This window comes from Parabacteroides gordonii MS-1 = DSM 23371, from assembly GCF_000969825.1.
Lineage (GTDB): Bacteria > Bacteroidota > Bacteroidia > Bacteroidales > Tannerellaceae > Parabacteroides > Parabacteroides gordonii.
Genome location: NZ_KQ033919.1, coordinates 348,603 through 364,611, shown reverse-complemented (window position 1 = coordinate 364,611; position 16,009 = coordinate 348,603). Strand labels below are relative to the sequence as shown.

At 45.6% G+C, this 16,009-nt stretch carries 13 protein-coding genes; 5 read left to right on the top strand and 8 right to left on the bottom strand.

Translation table 11 applies throughout. The features are described 5' to 3' along the window. The first annotated feature begins 3 nt into the window (after positions 1-3). Genes HMPREF1536_RS01485 through HMPREF1536_RS01475 form a run of 3 tightly spaced genes read left to right on the top strand, consistent with a single transcriptional unit; the run spans position 4 to position 8,187 of the window. A complete protein-coding gene (locus HMPREF1536_RS01485; protein ID WP_028727637.1) occupies positions 4-1,014 on the top strand; it encodes a FimB/Mfa2 family fimbrial subunit in 1,011 nt (336 codons plus the stop codon). Continuing rightward, positions 1,015-2,343, top strand: a complete 1,329-nt coding sequence (locus HMPREF1536_RS01480) for a fimbrial protein (RefSeq protein ID WP_028727638.1) — start codon at positions 1,015-1,017, stop codon at positions 2,341-2,343. 15 nt (positions 2,344-2,358) lie between these two features. Further along, positions 2,359-8,187, top strand: a complete 5,829-nt coding sequence (locus tag HMPREF1536_RS01475; protein ID WP_028727639.1) for a T9SS type A sorting domain-containing protein — start codon at positions 2,359-2,361, stop codon at positions 8,185-8,187. Positions 8,188-8,280: 93 nt separating this feature from the next. On the opposite strand, the gene HMPREF1536_RS01470 is transcribed toward HMPREF1536_RS01475, so the two are convergent. From HMPREF1536_RS01470 to HMPREF1536_RS01450, 5 genes are all read right to left on the bottom strand, one after another. After that, positions 8,281-10,497: a GH92 family glycosyl hydrolase gene (locus tag HMPREF1536_RS01470; protein WP_028727640.1), complete on the bottom strand. Its 2,217-nt coding sequence runs from the start codon at positions 10,495-10,497 to the stop codon at positions 8,281-8,283. A gap of 84 nt (positions 10,498-10,581) precedes the next feature. After that, positions 10,582-10,950 carry a HepT-like ribonuclease domain-containing protein gene (locus HMPREF1536_RS01465; protein WP_028727641.1) on the bottom strand — a complete coding sequence of 123 codons (369 nt, stop codon included), beginning with the start codon at positions 10,948-10,950 and terminating at the stop codon, positions 10,582-10,584. Further along, a complete protein-coding gene (locus tag HMPREF1536_RS01460; RefSeq protein ID WP_028727642.1) occupies positions 10,943-11,236 on the bottom strand; it encodes a nucleotidyltransferase family protein in 294 nt (97 codons plus the stop codon). The genes HMPREF1536_RS01465 and HMPREF1536_RS01460 overlap by 8 nt, the downstream gene beginning before the upstream one ends. A 145-nt stretch (positions 11,237-11,381) precedes the next feature. After that, a complete protein-coding gene (tatC, locus tag HMPREF1536_RS01455; protein ID WP_028727643.1) occupies positions 11,382-12,239 on the bottom strand; it encodes a twin-arginine translocase subunit TatC in 858 nt (285 codons plus the stop codon). A 3-nt stretch (positions 12,240-12,242) separates the two neighbouring features. Continuing rightward, positions 12,243-12,437, bottom strand: coding sequence for a Sec-independent protein translocase subunit TatA/TatB (locus HMPREF1536_RS01450; protein ID WP_007652767.1), 195 nt, complete (start codon positions 12,435-12,437; stop codon positions 12,243-12,245). Positions 12,438-12,577: 140 nt separating this feature from the next. Here HMPREF1536_RS01450 and fabD point away from each other — a divergent pair, with 140 nt between their 5' ends. Beyond that, the gene (gene fabD, locus HMPREF1536_RS01445) at positions 12,578-13,459 is read left to right on the top strand and encodes an ACP S-malonyltransferase (RefSeq protein WP_028727644.1); all 882 of its coding nucleotides are present in this window, start codon (positions 12,578-12,580) and stop codon (positions 13,457-13,459) included. 56 nt (positions 13,460-13,515) lie between these two features. On the opposite strand, the gene HMPREF1536_RS26515 is transcribed toward fabD, so the two are convergent. Continuing rightward, positions 13,516-14,286, bottom strand: coding sequence for a hypothetical protein (locus tag HMPREF1536_RS26515; protein ID WP_052349823.1), 771 nt, complete (start codon positions 14,284-14,286; stop codon positions 13,516-13,518). Positions 14,287-14,491: 205 nt separating this feature from the next. Between HMPREF1536_RS26515 and HMPREF1536_RS01435 the strand changes: the two genes are divergently transcribed. Next, on the top strand, positions 14,492-15,331 hold the full coding sequence (locus tag HMPREF1536_RS01435) for a formamidopyrimidine-DNA glycosylase (RefSeq protein WP_028727645.1): 840 nt from the start codon (positions 14,492-14,494) through the stop codon (positions 15,329-15,331). On the opposite strand, the gene HMPREF1536_RS27810 is transcribed toward HMPREF1536_RS01435, so the two are convergent. After that, on the bottom strand, positions 15,328-15,690 hold the full coding sequence (locus HMPREF1536_RS27810; protein ID WP_181988966.1) for a type II toxin-antitoxin system RelE/ParE family toxin: 363 nt from the start codon (positions 15,688-15,690) through the stop codon (positions 15,328-15,330). The two genes, HMPREF1536_RS01435 and HMPREF1536_RS27810, sit on opposite strands and share 4 nt — an antisense overlap. Beyond that, entirely contained in the window at positions 15,687-15,983 is a 297-nt protein-coding gene (locus tag HMPREF1536_RS01425; protein ID WP_028727646.1) for a hypothetical protein, read from the bottom strand. Before HMPREF1536_RS01425 ends, HMPREF1536_RS27810 begins: the two co-directional genes overlap by 4 nt. Between the last annotated feature and the right edge of the window lie 26 nt (positions 15,984-16,009).

Sequence of the window (16,009 nt, the reverse complement as noted above, 5' to 3'; positions counted from 1 at the left end):
AAGATGAAACTTAACACAACGATATTCCGACTATTGCAGGTGCTGATATTCTTTGGAGCCGGGTTCACTTCGTGCGATACGATCCGCGAAGACTTGCCCCCCTGCATCCATTACCTGCATTTTTCCTATACCTATAATATGAAGTTTGCCGATGCCTTCGCCCACGAAATGACCAACCAGCAAAAGGCCAAGCAGGTGGAACTTTATATCTACGACCAGGAAGGCCGCTTCCTCTCCTCGCGTACCATCGCCGGAAACGAGTTGGCGGCTAACCACGTGGCACTCGAACTGACACCCGGCACCTATCAGCTGATGGCATGGGCCGGACTGAATGATACAGATTACACCAGAACCGCTCCACAGGCGGGTGATCCCCTCGACGACTGGAAAATGGCCGTCAGGGGTGAACCCGCTTTTACCGTCAGCCACGAACTGGCGGGCCTTTTCCAGGGACGGATGGAACTCACGATAAAAAACACGGAGAATGAAACCGATATCCAGTTCCCGCTGGTGAAAAACACCAACAAACTACGTCTCGTCCTGATCGATACCAACAGCGGCACGGCTCTCAACCCCGACGCTTTCGCGGTAGAAGCAAAAACGACAGTCAGCGACCTCGATGCCTCGAACAATCCGCAGACATCCGACACTTTCACCTGGCTACCCTACTATACCGGTACCGGACAGGTGAACGCCCCCGACGGGAAAGTGGCTTACTCCGCCGCCATCTACGAATTGAACACACTCCGCCTGATAGACGGCACGCCCACCTCGCTACGGATCACCCAGCAAGGCGACACTGCCCCTTTCCTTAACGTCGACCTGACCGATTTCCTGTTGCTCACCCGCATGGAGAGCCACAACATCAGAGCACAGGAATATCTCGACCGGCAAGACGAATATACCATACTCGTCTACCTCGACATGACAGGCGGCAAAGCGCATTATCTGGAAATCATCGTCAACGACTGGACTGTCCGTCTCGACGACATCAATCTGGGAAAGGAGGGCTAAATGAGCAGTAAGCATATATCATATTATCTGTTAATGATGGGGATGGCTGGTTTCCTGCCGTCCATCGGCCTGAGTGGATGCACCAATGAGTCCCCTGCAGATCCCGATACCGGAGAGGGCAAGCCAGTCCCTGTCATTATTTCACTCACCCCGGAAGAGGCAGCAGCCCCTATCGCTGCGACCGGCAACGGCGGCGACGAAATAAAAACACTCAACATCTATATAGTCAATGCCACAGGCAAAGTGGAAGCTCATGTAGATGAAACAGATTTCACCTTCAACACTGCTCACAATGAGGGGACTACCGCATCTACAGTCAAACTGCAACCCGGCACAAAGACAGTCTATGCCTTTGCCAATTGCGAAGGTGATGCATTCAGCACTCTTTCCCTGTCGGACGACTGGGCTACTGTGCCGGAAGCCGTCAGCGGCAATCAGCCCATCGACATCATCCCGATAAACGCCGGAAACGGTATTCCGATGTCCGCCCGTACAACCTGGGAGGTCAGCGAGTCGCGCACAACCTACAAGGTCGAACTAATCCGCATGGTAGCCAAAATGGAGATTACCTTGAAAGACCAAAGAGAAAGTCAAAGTAATAAAGTCACATCCCTGACGCTTGCACAATTCCAGCCGGACCGTACAAAGCTGTTCCGCCCAAACTACGGGATAGTCGAACTACCCGAGAGTCCGACCCTAAGCTGGTCTGACTGGAAATGGGTACAGGAAAACGAGCGGACAGCCTCACCGTCAATCGCCCCTTTCTATTTGCACGAGACAAAAGGAAGCTTCACCGTATCGATAGCAATCGACCGGGAAGCGTCCCCACGCACGGCAATACTCAACACCACCATACCTCGTAACCATTTCTACCCGCTAACCATCTATCTGACCGACTACTCGCTGGATATCCAGGGTAGCTATCGGTTGGCGGCAATCGGCACGGTAACAGTAAGCAAGAACATTGGAAACGGCTACACAATAGAACTTCCGGAAGGGAGCAGCGATGTTCAGATCAGTATCGGATTGAAAGAGAACGGGACGTTGAAGAGCAGCGATGTTACATGGACTTGTTCGCCAGCGATCGATCATTTCAATTACAATACATCCGGTCAAAATGCGACCTTGGTACTTTCGAGCGAAGCCATCCCGGCCATCCCTGCGGAACACGAAATTATAGTCACAGCCACCTTCCTCAAAAACGGCAAGAAGGAAACCTATTCGTTCGATTTGACCCTCCTGATCAGGCCTCTCGCCGACGACGACCTGACAAAAGCCTCCCCTGCATCTCCCCTTCGGGAAACGCAACCCATCAGTATAGAATTATAAAACGGTAAACCAGATATGAGAAGTAAAAAGAATATATATGTCCTGTTTATGATGCTATTGACAGCATTCGTATTTGCCACCAATACCTGGGGACAAACAACAACAGATGATCTTTATAAGAATGATTATGAATCTAAGTCTATCCAAAGTAAAAAACAAACCAAATGGCATGACTTACGCGATGAAAAAAACCAAGACCTTAAACCTAAAAGAGACGACAAATTCGATATGGGCACTAAGACTTTCAATGTCAATTGGGGAGGTATTACAACCCAGATACAAGCCTCGCATGTACTTGTAGATACTATCTATGTACATGAAGGAAGTTCTTTCGACATTTCGCTACCTGATTTTTTAGAGGTTGGTGCAGATATAACAAGCAGCGTAAAAAGTTATCAGCGATGGTATAATTTCAGAACCGGAAAAATCTTTCAGGTTAATACTCCCCTTGAGAAAGATGGAAAAACGATAACAGATTTATTGCTTCCTAATACAAGTCTGGAAGACCTTCCTTATCGTCTTGCCAACGGTTACGTAGGCCAACCTCTCTCTACAAACTCACGGCTTAAAATGACTTTTTATTATCCTACAACAGAAGAATACAACAGTTTCACAAACAAGACCGAGGTTAATCCAGACAATAACGAATACCTGATAGCCTGTGATGTATCAGGCTATACGGACTATACAGAAAGTTTTGTAAGAGGAGAGTCTGCCAAGAGTGACTTTAAGAATACTTTTTACGAACCCACCTTATCGCACCGTTTCATCTACTGTATACGATCCATAGAAAATAAAGAGGACTGGCGTCGTAAGTTCTTTGAGGAACAACAGAAAGTGACAGATCCTGCCCAACAAAAGTATCTGGAAGAATACGAGATAAATGCGCCTTCCATCCGTATTCCTGATAAAACCAAGGAAATGATAAGCACAGCTTCCAGCCCGAATGCTTATGCCGTTCCGGTCGCAAAAGACCTGGACAATCATGAACTTACAGTTACACTGGTAGAGGGTACAAACACAGCTGGGATAAAACTACGGGGTAAAGCAGCAACTTCTTCTCTCACCCTAACCGGAAACGACCGTATCATTCATTTCGAATATCCTTATACAGATCCAACTTACGGTACAGAAAATGTCAATAAAGGTCCCGACGGAACCTCTACCGCAACCATCCTGGTAACCCGAGATATTAACGGTACAACTTATCGTATCGCCCGATTCAAACTGACTTTCAGGGACAACTCCGTTTTATTAACACAAAGTCAGCTCAATCAAATCACGAATGGAAAAGCCGGCAATACATGGTGGGCCACCTACTCTTACCGTACTCCGGATTACCTGGAAAAGAATTATACCTTCGTAACGGGAATGGATTTTGATTTTGACCCTGACATCGCAAAAGAATACGGGTTAAAGCAAGTCTACCCCTATCCGATCGGCTGGTCAGAAAGCAGTTACGGATTTTACGATGGGAGCGCTACCGCACCTGCAAATAATAATAATAAGGATTTCAAAGGTAAAGAAAACAGACAAGTACCCCAATGGGGTTATTATGCTATACTGAACACTTATACCGAAGTAAAAGCAGACAATTGGGGATTAGGATTACAATTGCCTTACCCACCTTCATATCCATTAGTATCGAAAAATAGAGAAGGGAAGCCAAGTACTTACCATATGTATATCGATGCATCTGACCAACCGGGGCTCATAGCCCGCCTAAAATTCGACAAAAAGCTTTGTCCGGGTTCCGAATTATTTGTGAGTGCCTGGGTTAAAGTGGCGAAAGCATATTATAATAAAACTAATAGTAAAGGCGATAACGCAGGCATGTTATTCACCATTATGGGCGTTACAGATAATAATGGAAAAAGCACCTACACCCCTATCTACCGCCACCAGACCAGCCAGATACCGGCAACCTGTATGAATGGTCAAACAAGTAAGCTTACAAATATTCCAGGCATTGGGACAAATAACGAATGGCTTCAGGTCTATTTCTCGTTCGTCAACCGGAGTGAAACAAAAACAGACTTCGACTCTTATGTATTACAGGTAGACAACAAAAGTGCCTCGACATCAGGTGGTGATATGTACATTGATGATATCCGGGTCTATATATCACCTTCCAATGCTAAAATAGAACAGAAATCATATACTTGCGACTCATACAATTCATCAGCACTATTAAAAATGACTTTCGACTGGGAGCGTCTGCTATCACGAACCGGAGTAATAGAAACAACAAAAAAACAGGATGCTACTGCAAGAGCACATATAAGTTATTGCTTTGTAGACTCCGCCATGTTTATTGCCAAGTACGACTCGATTGGAAATCCTGATAAGGAAACTGCTATAAAAAACGCATTTGAAGAGTCGATCGAGCCAATAGCCTATCCCAATAAGACAGACGATCCTGCCTCCATGACTAACTTTGCCAAGTTTGGCAAATTACTTTTTGATCCTCATTATGACTCCAACAACGAATATCAACCGGAAGAAACAAATATCCAAGATCTTACCGACGCAACAGAAGCAGGGGCTCTATACCGGGTTACAGAATCTTCAATAAGAAACCTTACTGCAGACCTCTACTGTAAATTGAAACCTTTCCGTACGTATTTTCTAATCTTGGAACAAAACCATGATCCAGAGGATATAGAGCACGACGGCTCATATACACCGGATGTAGATAGATTTAAATATTTCTATATGGAACCGAAGTCTCCCAATTCGTGCGTAACGAAAACGAGCTTTCGCCTCAAATCGCAAAACAGGATAAAGGTGAATGGGGTACTTTATGACGGATCGTCCCGGGACTTCTGTGCCGGTCAGATCGTCAACTTTACTGTTCAGCTCTATGCCGATATCCCGGGTAAGGGTTTAACTCTCATCAAAGATGATGTCTATTTCGACTGGTTTACAGGTTCGTTAGAAGAATTTAATAATAATCAGGGGGATATTAGCATCCATGAGTCGTTAATAGACTTCCGCAACAAATACCCTGATGCCACAGACCTAAAAGAGTGGGTAACGAGAACTGAAAAAGAGGAAAAGGAAAAAGAATTATTGACCTCCCTCGTGAAAGAAGGGAGACTAATAATAAGACAACTTCTATTGAATGCCCCGATCACAGGGCAAAGCGGAGATATCTTTAACCTGGTAGTCTCCCCTATCCCTATTGAATTAAAAACCGAAGATGAAGTGGATATTATTATCTGTACAGACCCAACGGAAGTACCCCTGAATATTACCGGGAATACTCCGGTTGCGCAGGTTGGTTTTGAAGATGTGATCTACCCCGACGAGAACGCATCTTCTCCGGATAAATCATATCATTCCGCTATCCGGATAGGTAAGGATCAACTAACAGCCTGCAATACCGCCTCCTCTATGTTAGAGATACCTTTAAGAGGAATTGCCGAAACGAAGGATAGTGACGAATCGGATAATACATCCAATCCGGATACCAAGTCGTCCTCTTCTTTTTCAAAAAGTGCCACATATCCCTACCTCTATCTGATCGACTCGAACGATCCGGTAGTATTAAAGCAAATGGCTGACATAGACGATAAAGGCGTATTTGACAACACCACATGGCCGGTGGCCACTATCAACGAAATAAAAGCTATGCCCAATCCCGATGGTGACATATCTAAAACAGCTGATCAATATATGCGCCTTTATTTCGCTATCGACGGTTTCATGACAAAGGAAAATCTACCGGTAATCAACTTCCGCGAAGGTTACCGCTACACGCTATTGGTATATTTCAACGAGAACAAGCCCGGTAACACCTGTGAGGGTAATCTCACCTTCGATATAAAAGTCGTCCCCGAATACCAGAAGTGGTCAGGCGCCGCCGACGGCTCCGGCAACTGGAACAACGACAACAACTGGCTCCGCTCCACTGCCGACGAATTGCATAAGGGTACCAATTACGACAACGGCTATAATAATCCCAACGAAACTTATTACGGCTTTGTCCCAATGAACTTCACAAAGGTTACCATTCCCGAAGGAAAGCAGGTACAATTATACAAAGCCACTGCAAACACGAATGCAGTCGAAAGCGGCGCAGCCCATCCAATCCTCGATCTAACAACAGATAAGCCCGCCACCATAACGAATCCGGCAACAACGCATATCGAATACGACCTGATGGTAAAGGATGCAGCTACAAATGATAATGGTGTCGCATACAACTGCGAAACTTATTATACCAACACCGTCGACCAGATCCATTTTGAACCGTCGACCGCCATGCCGCACACTGAACTCCTGACCTACAATAAAGCCTGGATCGATTACAAACTGGCAGGTAGACGTTGGTACACCCTGGCCTCTCCACTACAATCCGTAGTGGCCGGCGACTGGTACACCATGAACACAGGAACCCAGGCAACGGAGTACTTCAAGGATATTACATTTAACACGGCCGAATACAACCGCTTCCAACCATCCGTTTATCAACGTGGCTGGAAACAACAAGCCAATATGATAACAATAGGAAGCAGTGACAAAACAGTCGCCGTAGCTGGTAATTGGAGCGGAGTATATAATGATGTGGCTGTACCCTACACGCCAGGATTGGGCTTCTCCGTCAAAGTTCTCAACCTGTCGACAACAACAACCCCGGCAACCGATCCGGCAATAGCTTTATTCCGCTTCCCGAAAGCAGATACACAGTATAGTTATTACGAGTCCGGTACTACCATTACCGGCAATCAGGTTAATGTACGCACAGATGAAGAGCAAAAGAAAGCCGGCAAGCTGGTATCCAACGAACTAAAGCCTACAGGATCAACACCCGATACCCCAACAATCAACATCACACTTGGGGAAAACACAGCCAGTAAGGATGCCGACTATCACCTGATCGGCAACCCCTTCATGGCATATCTGGATGCTTCTAAGTTCTTTGATGCAAACCGCAACCTGCAACCAAAATACTGGCTGGTAACAGGCGGTAACCAAACTGCCGCCGTTGGTGGTACTGACGACAGCAACTGGATAACGACGAACACAAAGGAAGCAGCACCGATCGCCCCGCTCCAATCGTTCTTCGTAAAAAAAGCAGGGACATCAACGTATACAGATAACAATACGGTAACCTTCAGTGCCAACATGCAGGCATTAGCCTCCACCGGCACCTCCGCAAGTTCCGCCGCCTTAAAATCATCCTCCTCGCTCCCACTCCTCACGCTTGTTGTCACCACCGCCGACGGACGCCAAAGCCGCGCCGTCATCGCCTACGACCGGGCAGCCTCCGAAGAGTACAAAGCGAACGAGGATGCCGAACTCTTCCTCGACTCCAACCTGGGCAACCTCCCTGCTATCTACACCGTAGCCGGAACAATGGCCGCCAGCATCAACCGTACCTCCAACCTGTGGAACATCCCGGTCGGCACGTACAGCAACGGAGCCAAGGGGAATAGCAACGAAACAGTCACCCTCTCGTTTGAAGGTCTCGACCGTTTCACCGGTACCACAATTTACGATGCCGGAAAGAAAACCGAGACACCCCTGCACGACAACAGCAGTATCACAATAGCCGCCAACACATACGGCCGCTACTTCCTGCGTGCAGGTACCCCCACCGGCAACGAGAAGATCGAAACAGAAACGATCCGTATCTATACGATTGCCCGCGGGCAACTGATCGTCACCGCCACGGAGAACCTGCAAACCGTTGCCATCTATGATTTTGCCGGCCGGCTGCTTCGTTACTCAGATACCCCGTCGGGCTGTCTCTTCACGACGCACCTCGACAAAGGCAACTACATTGTCCGTGCAACCAGCGAACATCAACAGCAAACCTCAAAAGTACAGATACGATAAATGAAAATGCCGGACCTTTCGGATCCGGCATTTTCTACCTTTGATTGCGAAACTCAACAGTCAACCGTCGCTTGCCGACTGCAAAAGCTTACGTTATTTCTTATACCAAACCGGCCCCGGCTGGCTACCCATTTCAAACTCAAGCGTTGCACCGCTCATAATCTGTTCGTGGGTAATATAACTCTTATCATACGGTTGGCCGTTCAATTTAACCGACTGGATATAAATGTTTTCTGCATTAACACCCGGAGCCAGGATAGTGAATACCTTACCATCTGCCAGATGCATTTTCACTTCAGGGAACAGAGGCGTACCGATTTCGTACTGCCCGCTTACCGGATCGACCGGATAGAAACCCATCGCACTGAACACGAACCAGGCAGACATCTGTCCGCAGTCTTCGTTACCGCAGATGCCGTCGGGAGCATTCAGATACAGGTCATGTAATACCTGTGCAACATATTTCTGCGTCTTCCAGGGTTGGTCTACCTTATTATACAGATAGATCACGTGATGGCTGGGCTCGTTGCCATGCGCATACTGTCCGATCATACCTGTACTGAAAATCGGCAGATCCTCTTTCGCATCCGGAGCATAAGTGAACATGCTGTCCAGTTTCTCCGTGAAACGTTCCTTGCTGCCTAACAGTCCGATCAGGCCGTCCAGATCCTGCGGTACATACCAGAAATACTGCCAGGCATTACTTTCACAGATATCTTCGGTATAATCTTTTGCATTGAACGGAGAAACGAACTGTCCTTTTTCATTACGCGGCTGCATGAAGGTTGTTTCGGGGTTGTACACATTCCGGAAGTTCTGTGAGCGTTTGTAGAATTCATCCGCAATCTCTTTCTTGCCCATCTTCTCTGCCATACGCGCAATACAATAGTCGTCGTAAGCATATTCCATTGTTTTAGACAACGACCAGTTTTCCCATTTAGCCAGATCGCTGTTAGCCGGTACATATCCTAACTTCTTATACTCTCCGATTCCCCGGTAGTCATCGCGGTTGGCTGTGGTGACACATGCCTGCAAAGCAAGTTCCGGATTGAATGTCGCGATACCTTTCAGATAGGCATCCACAATGACCGGAACAGCATGGTAACCGATCATCATATTGGTTTCATGGCCGTAAAGGTTCCACAAAGGAAGCGCGCCATTCTGTTCGTAGAATTTCAGGAAGCCCTGGATCATGTCGTTTACACGCTTCGGATCCGTATAAGTATACAACGGATGAGCTGCACGGAAGGTATCCCACAAAGAGAAAGTGGAATAGTTATTCCATCCGTCCGCCTTATGGATCTGATTGTCGGGGCCGTAATAAGAGCCGTCCACATCGCTGAAGATGGTCGGGGCGATCATCGTGTGATAAATAGCGGTATAGAACTTCACGAGGTCATCCGTATTATTTCCGTTCACCTCGATCTTGGACAGTTCTTTGTTCCAACGGGCAACTGCTTCTTTATGATACTTGTCGAAATCATTCAAAGGAACTTCCGCCTGGAGATTCTTCGCTGCGCCTTCCATGCTGACACCCGAGATAGCCGTATTGACCAGGATATCTTCGTCTTTCTCCGTATTAAAATCGAAACGGGCGATGTAAGCGGTTCCGATCTGTCCCTTATCTTTTGTCACGATAGCAGTCGTATCCATATGATAGGCGACAAACGGTTTGGAGAAACGTGTCTGGAAATAAACATGCTGGTTAGGCGACCATCCCTGCGAGAAACGGTATCCGCGGATAGTCACCGAGTCGATCACCTCAATATAGGAGTCGAGGGTAAAGTCCCAATTCATCGCTTTCTTCAGGTTCAGGAATACCGAAGCTTCAGCTTTCGGGAAGGTATAACGCTGGATACCGCAACGTTCTGTAGCCGTCAGCTCTACATTAATATTATAGTCCTGCAGCAAGACGCGGTAATAACCGGCCGAAGCAGCTTCTTCATTATGCGAGAAGGTAGAATAAATGCCCAGAGGAGCCGGAGCTTCTTTATAAGGACGGGTGACAGGCATAAAGGAGATATCATACAGATCTCCTGCCCCTGTACCGGAAAGATGGGTATGGCTGAAACCGGCAATCGTCGTATCGGGATAGAAATACCCGGAGATACGATCCCATCCCGGCAATCCGTTGTCAGGACTAAGCTGCACCATACCATAAGGAGCCTGTGCTCCCGGATAGGTATTTCCGGTGAAATCGGTACCGATCATAGGGTTAACATACTGTGTATAATCTGCCTCCTTTGGTTCCTCAGGCGTGCAGGCTACCAGAGCCAGCAGGGAGACCGCCAATAATGATATGTGCCTCATTTGCTTATAATTTTGTTCAGACGTTTACAAAGATAAGAATGATCCGAAAGAGAACATACAAATCCAGTATCAAATCTATATAATTTAAATATCCTCTTTCATTTTTTTGATTACTACGATCAATGGATCCAGCTCATTTTCCAATACCCACCACACTTCTTCCGCATCTATATCGAAATAATGGTGTGCTATTACATCCCGAAAACCCATCACCTTTTTCCAAGGTATATCCGGATAAAGCGGCAACAACTCCTTATTCGTCACTTTATCCAGGCTTTTCAGACTTTCACCGATCGCAATAAAGAGCATACAAACAGCATCCAGCTTTTCAACCCGTTCAGGAGATAATAAAAAGTCATTTGCACAATGGATATCAACCGTTCGGTGCTTCAATCGCAATAAAGCTTCTTCTATTTGAATCAGTATGGATGTGGCTAACTCTTTGTTATACATAGATACCTTCTTTTTCTATCTGTTGACGTAAATAAGGATTCATACGTTCACGATAACGAACGATATCGACAGAGTGCTTAAACATATTTTCCAGTTCTTCTTTCAAATCCATCAGTAGAAAAGGGTTGGGAGTTTCTGTTTCCACACAAACATCCAGATCACTACCCTCATGGTTATCTCCCCGTGCAACAGAGCCGAAAAGACGGATAGAACGTAACCCGAACTTCTGCATAAGCTGTTGCTTACAGGCTGTCAACTGACGTATATAATCTTCTTTCTTCAGCATGGGAAATGAATTTAACTTTCACAAAAATAGGATGATTTAAGATAAGAAGCAAATTTTAGGCTATATAATAAATCAGGCATGAACCCCACAGTTTTATCTGCGAAATCCATGCCTGAATAAATTCATTTCTAATGTCTACGGCCTATTAAGCTTCATTTTCTTCTTCATCATCGTCGTCAGGCTCTTCTACCGGAGCTTTTCTGACAAAGAATGCACTTAATTCGTACAATCCGTATAACGGGAAGAATACAACGCTCAATGTAAACGGATCGCTACTTGGGGTAATGAATGCCGCAGCAACCAATAATCCGACGATAGCGTGTCGTCTGTATTTGTGGAAAAACCCTCTGTGCAACAGCCCCAGCTTTGAAAGCAGCCAGGATACCAACGGCATCTCGAAGACAATTCCCATCACAAAGATCAGCATAAGGAAGTTATCCATATACGAATCCAGAGAGACCTGTTCGGTAATGTTAGCACTCAATTGATACGTTGCCAGGAAACGAAGTGTCATCGGGAATACCATAAAATAACCTACGGCGCAACCCAGGAAAAACATAATCGTTCCGAAAAAGAATACCCACCGGATGTTCTTCTTTTCATTCTCGTATAAAGCCGGACTTACAAACTTCCAGATCTCATACATCAAGTAGGGAAAAGTAAGCACGAGGGCCAGCCAGAATGAGGTCGACATGTGAGTAAAGAACTGGGAAGCCAACTTGATGTTGACTATATCTACGTGGAAGCCGTCATTACAAAAGTCAGGCAGAACATCGAACCAGGAGCTTATACTGATAAGCCATATATTTAACTCACACAACCATTTATAAAGAACAAAATCAGCGTAGCAGGGAGCCATGATAACGTGATCGAAAATATCACGCATAAAGGCAAAACTACCGATAGCAAAGACAAAGAGTGCTAAAATAGAACGGAATAAAGTCCAACGAAGTTCTTCCAGGTGATCCCAAAAGGACATTTCATCTTGTTCCAATTCTTCCATTTTTTACTTCTTATCGTTGTCGTCGAGCTTAATATCGTCTTCTAATCCTTTTACACCGTCTTTAAAGTTCTTCACACCTTTACCGATACCTTTCATCAGTTCAGGGATTTTCTTTCCACCGAAAAGTAACAACACAACAATGGCGATGATAACAATTTCGCCAGTACCTAAGTTTCCTAAGAATAGTAATTCGTTCATGATATTATAATAATTAGTCGTTAATATTCGCCTTTTAATAGGGGCAAAGATACTATTTGTAACGAATAGTCACTCCATTATTCTAATTTTATTACCTTTGCACCGTCTTAAAAAACTGAAATTAGAAAAAGATTAGAAAGATGAAAGCTTATGTATTTCCCGGTCAGGGTGCACAGTTTGTCGGAATGGGAAAAGACCTTTACGATAACAATCCCCTTGCAAAAGAGTTGTTTGAGAAAGCAAATGATATTCTTGGTTTCCGCATCACAGACCTGATGTTCGCAGGAACAGACGAAGATCTGAGACAGACGAAAGTTACGCAGCCTGCTATATTCTTACACTCGGTTATTCTCGCTAAAACTCTAGGCGACCAGTTCAAACCGGATATGACAGCAGGTCATTCCCTGGGTGAGTTCTCTGCACTCGTTGCAGCAGGAGCACTGTCTTTTGAAGATGGTCTGGTACTGGTTTCCAAACGTGCTATGGCTATGCAGAAAGCCTGCGAAGCGACTCCTTCTACAATGGCTGCCGTTCTGGCTTTGCCGGATGCAACAGTTGAAGAAATTTGTGCAAGCATTACTGACGAAGTTGTTGTTTGTGCAAACTATAACTGCCCGGGGCAGCTGGTTATCTCCGGTTCGATCCCCGGAATCGATGCGGCTTGCGAAAAGTTGCTGGCTGCCGGTGCTAAACGTGCACTGAAGCTGAAGGTTGGTGGTGCATTCCACTCTCCGTTGATGGAACCGGCCCGTGCCGAACTGGCTGCTGCCATCGAAGCAACTCCGATCCACAAACCTGCTTGCCCTGTTTACCAGAATGTAAGTACAAAAGGCGAAACCGATCCCGATACAATCAAGGCAAACCTGATCGCCCAGCTGACAGCTCCGGTTCGCTGGACTCAGAGCGTTCAGAACATGATTGCCGACGGTGCCGATCATTTCATCGAATTAGGCCCGGGTGCCGTACTTCAGGGACTGGTTAAGAAGATCAATAAGGAAATGACAACGGAAGGTATGCAATAAGCTTACAATTCAACTTATATATAAAAAGGTTGGCAGAAAGGATCTGCCAACCTTTTTTATTCATTTATCTGTTTTATGATTTCATCCAGCTGCTGCCCCAACCGCTCTATCTCCTGGTCGTACGCATCCGTTTCCTCTTCTACGATCTTTGCTGTCACCTTATACATATCAAGACGAACCCGGCAATAGTCCAGCAATAAGTTGGAGTACTTTACATATTCGGAAGGGATATCTTCTATCGCAACCACTGTTTTCAATAAATCCATATTTTCCTGTAACTTAGGTATGCTGACCGTTTCAATATACTCTATTACTTGCTTCTTCGGCTTATCATCCAGTATATCATAGACATGGAGACCTAAAGCATCGTTCCGGTCGAACTGTTCCATCTTCGCATTATATTGATCCATATCCCAGTCTTTTTCACCGAGCCAAAGGCCACCTATCAGTACGGCAACAGAGATCAAACAGCAAACGGCCCCTATCCCGGTAGCGCGCCAGTTTGAATAGAAAGCTCCGTTCCCCGCTTTATGAGCCTTCAGTTCCTTTCCCTGCAACTTCTCTACGATATAATAAATGATAGCGGTATAGATAGTCGGGAACAAGGCATTCGGTACTTTGTCCAAATCGGACTCCGGTATCACGAAAATACATCCGAAAAGGAGAAATGTAGTAATAATACCGATTACCAGTGCGTTAAATCCCTGCCGCTCATGCCCCAGGGTTATACAGTTCTTCCGTATCAGAATACCGGCGGCAAAAGGGCCACCGAAAAAGGTCGCTACAGCTATCGCATTCTGCGAATAGAGTTTGTTGTTTTCTTCCATATAAGACTATCGTTTAAAGTAGAGTTCCAATAATAACACTTGTTGTTACCGTTATTGAATATCATTAACTGAACGTAGCCAAAGATATAAAACTATTTACGAAATGCCGGCCTATTCGGTATAATACTTTTTCCCGTTTCATTTTTTATTCCCACATTTGTGCTTCAAACAAGTCGTTTTATCCAGTAACTAAATACATTATATTATGATAGAAGCACCGGAAGCCCTGTATATCTCGGAACAAATGAATCAGACGATCAAAGGGAAAAAGATCACTTTCGTCAGTGCGGGATATACTCCGCACAAGTTTACCTGGTATTATGGTGATCCGGCCGGCTATCCGGATAAGCTCCTGAATAAGACTATCGGAGAAGCACATGCCTACGGGGGATTGATAGAGATCGATATAGAAGACGTAAGGCTTCTTTTCGGAGACGGGATGAATATCCGCTATTACGCTCCGGGGGAAAAGATACCGGAGAAGCATCAGCTGCTTATCGCCTTTGAAGATGAAAGCTGCATCATGGGATCGGTGCGCATGTACGGAGCAGTCATGTGTTTTCCGGAGAACAACTTCGAATGCAACTTCAGTTCCTACAGGGAAGGAGCCCGTACGAAACCGCAGGTTCTGTCCGAAGCATTCGATAAGGCTTATTTTTTCAGCCTTATCAACAGTGAGGAGAAGCAGAAGAAAACGGCCAAAGCGTTCCTCGCCACCGAGCAAACAATCCCGGGATTAGGGAACGGAGTCTTGCAAGACATCCTGTTCCATGCTCGCATTCATCCCAAAACACGTATCAATGCCTTGACAGAGAAACAAAAAGAAATGTTGTTTGATTGCGTAAAGAGTACCTTGCAGGAAATATACCGGGCCGGTGGCCGTAACACCGAGACAGACCTGTTCGGGAATAAAGGGCGCTACATCCCTGTCCTATCGAAAGACACAGGCGGCAAACCTTGCCCGGTCTGCGGAGAAGCGATCCGGAAGGAAAACTATATGGGAGGCAGTATATATTACTGTTTTGAATGTCAGAAACAGATTTAGCCGTAAGGCTCCATGTCTTCACATACCCAGTCGGAGCTGTGTTCGATGGTATAACGTACTTTCTGCGGATCCTGAGGGGTATCAAAGAGCATAGCTATTTTTACAGCATTGTCCTCCACCCAGTAAACGATCTTCAGATTCGGATGTTGAACAAATGTCCGAAAACACTGGGGATAATCGAGCAATGAAGGCTCTACATATCCTAAACCCGGAAAATCAGATAGAACCTGAATGCATTCCTTGATTGAAGAGTAAATTTGATCAGCTCTAAGCTTTCCATACAAGACCTTATTAAATGCCCTCAATTCTCTCAATTGCATTTTAGCCAAAGGAGACATAATCCGCTTCAACTTTTTCATCTGTTTAACTCATTTTCTTCTTCAAGAGCCCACTCTCTTTCCAACTCGGCAAAAACCTCATCTGCATCCTGCATCCTCCCGTTCCTATCATCCTCCAGAACCTGATCGATCAGACTACGAAAATGCTCTACTGAATGGATCTTTAAACTTTCAGGAGAAGACAATGCTTCCTGCGCTCCCTGTCGATAAGTAAATATCTGATCTTCGAGTGTAATCAGCAGTTCCTCATCCTCTATTTGGCTGATCTGTTTAATAAGGTCTTCCCGGCGTCTGTTTATTGAATTGATTGACATAATGCTTAAGTATTAACGTGACCTCA

Excerpts from the sequence above, each read along its gene's own strand:
- HMPREF1536_RS01465 (WP_028727641.1), bottom strand. The coding sequence starts at position 10,950 with ATGTATAACAAAGAGTTAGCCACATCCATACTGATTCAAATAGAAGAA.
- HMPREF1536_RS01435 (WP_028727645.1), top strand. The coding sequence starts at position 14,492 with ATGATAGAAGCACCGGAAGCCCTGTATATCTCGGAACAAATGAATCAG.
- tatC (WP_028727643.1), bottom strand. The coding sequence starts at position 12,239 with ATGGAAGAATTGGAACAAGATGAAATGTCCTTTTGGGATCACCTGGAA.
- HMPREF1536_RS01475 (WP_028727639.1), top strand. The coding sequence starts at position 2,359 with ATGAGAAGTAAAAAGAATATATATGTCCTGTTTATGATGCTATTGACA.
- HMPREF1536_RS01470 (WP_028727640.1), bottom strand. The coding sequence starts at position 10,497 with ATGAGGCACATATCATTATTGGCGGTCTCCCTGCTGGCTCTGGTAGCC.
- HMPREF1536_RS01425 (WP_028727646.1), bottom strand. The coding sequence starts at position 15,983 with ATGTCAATCAATTCAATAAACAGACGCCGGGAAGACCTTATTAAACAG.
- HMPREF1536_RS01480 (WP_028727638.1), top strand. The coding sequence starts at position 1,015 with ATGAGCAGTAAGCATATATCATATTATCTGTTAATGATGGGGATGGCT.
- HMPREF1536_RS27810 (WP_181988966.1), bottom strand. The coding sequence starts at position 15,690 with ATGAAAAAGTTGAAGCGGATTATGTCTCCTTTGGCTAAAATGCAATTG.
- HMPREF1536_RS01460 (WP_028727642.1), bottom strand. The coding sequence starts at position 11,236 with ATGCTGAAGAAAGAAGATTATATACGTCAGTTGACAGCCTGTAAGCAA.
- HMPREF1536_RS01450 (WP_007652767.1), bottom strand. The coding sequence starts at position 12,437 with ATGAACGAATTACTATTCTTAGGAAACTTAGGTACTGGCGAAATTGTT.
- HMPREF1536_RS26515 (WP_052349823.1), bottom strand. The coding sequence starts at position 14,286 with ATGGAAGAAAACAACAAACTCTATTCGCAGAATGCGATAGCTGTAGCG.
- fabD (WP_028727644.1), top strand. The coding sequence starts at position 12,578 with ATGAAAGCTTATGTATTTCCCGGTCAGGGTGCACAGTTTGTCGGAATG.
- HMPREF1536_RS01485 (WP_028727637.1), top strand. The coding sequence starts at position 4 with ATGAAACTTAACACAACGATATTCCGACTATTGCAGGTGCTGATATTC.